The sequence below is a fragment of the Candidatus Desulfolinea nitratireducens genome (assembly GCF_982879505.1).
The window spans coordinates 1-3,974 of record NZ_CEYOSI010000214.1 but is presented as its reverse complement, the minus strand read 5'-3'; the positions used below and the strand labels follow the sequence as shown (position 1 = coordinate 3,974).

4 protein-coding genes are annotated in these 3,974 nt (G+C 46.1%); all 4 read right to left on the bottom strand.

Annotated elements, in window-relative coordinates:
• A partial coding sequence (locus AC3DOM_RS14850) for an NAD(P)/FAD-dependent oxidoreductase (RefSeq protein WP_487919825.1) occupies nt 1-398 on the bottom strand: 398 nt, incomplete at its 3' end.
• Nucleotides 399-415: 17 nt separating this feature from the next.
• Entirely contained in the window at nt 416-1,210 is a 795-nt protein-coding gene (locus AC3DOM_RS14845) for a DeoR/GlpR family DNA-binding transcription regulator (protein WP_487919824.1), read from the bottom strand.
• A gap of 190 nt (nt 1,211-1,400) precedes the next feature.
• Entirely contained in the window at nt 1,401-2,300 is a 900-nt protein-coding gene (locus AC3DOM_RS14840) for a phosphotransferase (protein ID WP_487919823.1), read from the bottom strand.
• Between the two features lie 88 nt (nt 2,301-2,388).
• Nucleotides 2,389-3,974, bottom strand: a 1,586-nt coding sequence (locus AC3DOM_RS14835; protein WP_487919822.1) for an amino acid permease, incomplete at its 5' end; no start/stop codon positions are given.

Here is a 3,974-nt window from a genome sequence, read left to right as displayed (position 1 = left end):
ATCCCGCCATACAGGCTCTTATCTGTAATTTGCGGCATATGCTCGACTGCCTCATCCGGACCGATGACTTCGCATTCCAACCCCAGCGCTTTGGCACGACTGACGCTGCGCTCCATATCTTTAAGTTGCTCAGGGCTGGATGCCACGCGTAGACTCCCAACGTGGTCAAATAAACCCAATTCACTGTAAAGTTCGATGCTATACATGCGGAACTTCAACATGGTCTGCGAGGTGGCAAATTGGGTTACCAGCCCTGCAGCGTGGGAAGATTCCCCGCTAGCGATATCACCTTTTTCCACAAGAATGATATCGCTTCTCCCCATTTTTGCAAGATGATACGCAACCTGCGCACCGACAATTCCTCCACCTACAATAACTATTTGTGCTTGGTCTTTCACAACTTCACCTTACCTTTCTAATCGGTATTTTGAGGGTTGGTGATGACAACATCCACCGATTTGGAAACCAGCGCATCATAAGCTCCCGAATCGTGCTCATCATCTGTGATCAATTGATGAATTTGGTCGACTTTCGCCACTTCAAAATTGGAGACCATCCCCCATTTTGAATGGTCTGTAACAACAGCCACGAGACCCCTGGTCCGCGCAATCATCATGCGCACGATCTCAGCTTCCGGGTTAGTTGGGACTGTGCAGCCGTACTTCAGGCTGATCCCATCTACGCCAAGAAATGTTTTATCCGCATAGATTTGTGAGAGATAGCCAATCGCAAAACTACCAGTCACTGCATTGACTTTGTTATTCAGTCTCCCACCCAGAAGTACGATTTCATATCCAACTTCATTGCCGATCTCAAAAGCGGCGATCGTATTATTTGTAAAAACAGTTATATCTGCATCTTTTGGAATATGATGAAAAATTTGTGCCGTTGTGGTGCCGCTGTTGATAAAAACAATATCCCCACTTTCAATTAGAGATGCAGCATGTGCGCCGATCATTCGCTTCTCTTCAGGATAACTGATTGCACGTTGTTCATAATCCGATTCCAGATTCATGCGTTGATTAAGAATGGCTCCCCCGTATGTCCGCTCTAACAGACCCTCTTTTTCCAGCCACTCCAGATCACGCCGAATAGTTGCCTCAGACACATCTACAGCCCCACTCAAATCTGCGACACTGGCGATTTTGTGAGCGTTGATATATACCTGAATCAGCTTACGTCGTTGAGCGGGAATGAGGTTCTTACTCATTTAACTCCGTGAAAAACAGGATTTTATGAAAGAGTTTGCAATACTTTGCCTATTCATTGTAGCAAACTAGACAAAGTATTGCAAACTATTGCGATGGTTTTAAGGTTATTTTTATAATCTCCACCGCAAATTAATAAGGATGCAGCAAATTGATGCTGTATCCTTATTAAAAACTTCAAAATAACCTCACCTATGATTGAACTTCCAGTAACCAGGTAGAAAACTCGGCTGAATCCATCTTTTCTTCGGCTCTTCCCCATCTTTCAATTGCCCAGCCCCAAAAATCGTATTCGATCGTGGAGATCTTCTCTTGAATTGCAGCCCAAAGCCCCCAGCCAACATCCGACATAACCATGTTCAATTTCATGCGTGCGATCTTACTGGCAGATACGCTTCCAAAATATGCGGCACAGACCTCTTGAATCTGCGTTTCGTCAAATTCCATTTCCTGGCACGTATTTCCCAATTCAAAACAGGGGTCATTATTCCCGCTGTATTCGTAATCAATCAAACGTAAAGACTTTCCATCGTCAATATAATTCTCTGCCAACAGGTCATTGTTGCAGGGAACAGTTGGCAACGGATTATCGGACATTGCCTCTTCGATCTGCTCAATAGTTGGCATTCTATCAAGATATCCGTCAGGAATGGGGATGTTGCGTTCATTGCAAAGCTTGAGATAATATTCCGTGATGCGAAACATATTAAAATCTGTCAAGAAACGAGGGCCGCCATGCAGTTGTTTTATGGCCTGTGCCATTCGAGTTGGCATACCGGGTGCATTCAACGCTTCCTTAGACATGGTTTCCCCCTCGATGAACTCCAAAACCATCACCTTGAATTCAGGTAAATAATAGAGTACTTTTGGTCCAACTCCAGCTTCGGCAGCCGCTTTTGAGTTGGTGTATTCATTTTTTCGATCTACAGCCAATAGCTCGGTGCTTTCCCCTGGAACGCGAACAAAAAAAGGGATACCATCTACATTTACTTTATAATTTGGATTTGTCAGGCCTCCCAAAAGAGGCTCAAAGGAGACATTTCTCCCCTTCCAGTCCTCAATTTTCGATATAGCATCTTCAATTACTGACATCACAACCTCTTTTCCTGGACATAACAGAAATAAATTGTGGTCAGTGTTCAAAGAACACTGACCACAAGATAAACAACAATATTTAGATCTATTCGGGTGGTATCTCTTTGAAGGCAAATTCCACGTTAATACCCTTGGCTTTCTGCGCATTCTTAGCGAGTAAGTACCAGATCGCTGAGAACGCCAAAACGCCGAACACAACAATATACGCCAGATTGCTCGTCAGACCCAACTGAGGATAGAACATAAACATCAGAACCATTGCGCTACCAAGTACGAAACCGATCGCACCCAAGACAGTAATCATCGGTGTGTTACCAATCTTGTATTTGGCGCCTGGCGAAGCTTCATATACATCCTTTGCACGGTAGGGCAAAAGCGACCCGGCCAGGCAGGTGATGACAAATACATATCCGCAGGCGAAGGTCACACCTAGTGTCAGACCGGTCCAGGGGCCCCATAGATTGTAGACCAGGATCACTGGGATGCTGGCAATAAAGTACGCGAGATGCGCATTCACAGGCGTATGACGCTTTTCATCCACTTTGCTGACCCATTCGGGCAGTAGGCGGTCGAGAGACATGGCAACCATCACACGGGTCATGCCGATGTAGCAGTTGTGCACGATCTGATGGGAATTCAAGATATACCCAATACCGATCAGTACGATGATGAACGGGCTAGCCGAAAGTGCAACCGCGATTATATTGGGCCACAACCAGAATCCGGAGATAGTTGCTTCGGGTAGACCTAGCCAATAGCCTGCTCCTGCAATATACAGGAACTCAGTGCCGACTGCTTTTTCCAGCGCAGCCGCCAAGATGGCCAGGAAAATACCCGTGAAGATTAACGAACCGACGATAATGTAGGCTTGGCTTTTGAATGAGCGGGCATTCTTGATCTCGCCATTTTGCTGGGCACTATAGGTTGCCCATTGCAAGGAGGTCCAGGCAATTGGGGCGATCAGTAAAGTAGCCAACAAACTGAAGGGCGGATTCAAATCAACCCCAGCCGCCACAGAGGCATCTATTGCTGTTTGTACGAAATTCGTTGTGCCGCTGATCGCTTCCGCAAATATATCGATCTTTCCCATTGAGGTAGCCGGATTGCCCATAAAGAGCACAATCAGCATTGTTAAGAAGGCAACCAGGGTGCCGACAATCATTACAGCCTGGAAACGTACATAGTTCTTAAAACCACTGATCAAAACCATCATGGCAACAAAAGCGTTCAATATACTTGTGATTACGATCCCGTTCGAGGAGGTGAACCATAGCCCAAGACTTGACATCGCTGCGCTTCCGGTTGTTGCGCCCAACCCCAAAAATAAGGGAGCAAAACCAAGATATGATAGCAACCATCCTGAAAGGGCTACCCATTGAAGGATCCAAATCACATAACCGGACATAACGACGGTGAAGGCTACACCTCCGCCAAATACCCGGCTTTGAAAGACATAGTCACCACCAGAACGCGGCAATGCAGTTGAGAGCCATACATACACAAAGGCAATGGGAATCTCAATCACCATTGCCAGCAAAATACCCCAAACCATCTTGCCACCCGGAAGAGCACCAGGTGCCCACAGGTAGGTCCAGGGGAAGATCAAACCCATTGTCAATACATTGTAGATGAAAGCGGAAAAAGGGGACATAACACGAACAAGTCCGGATG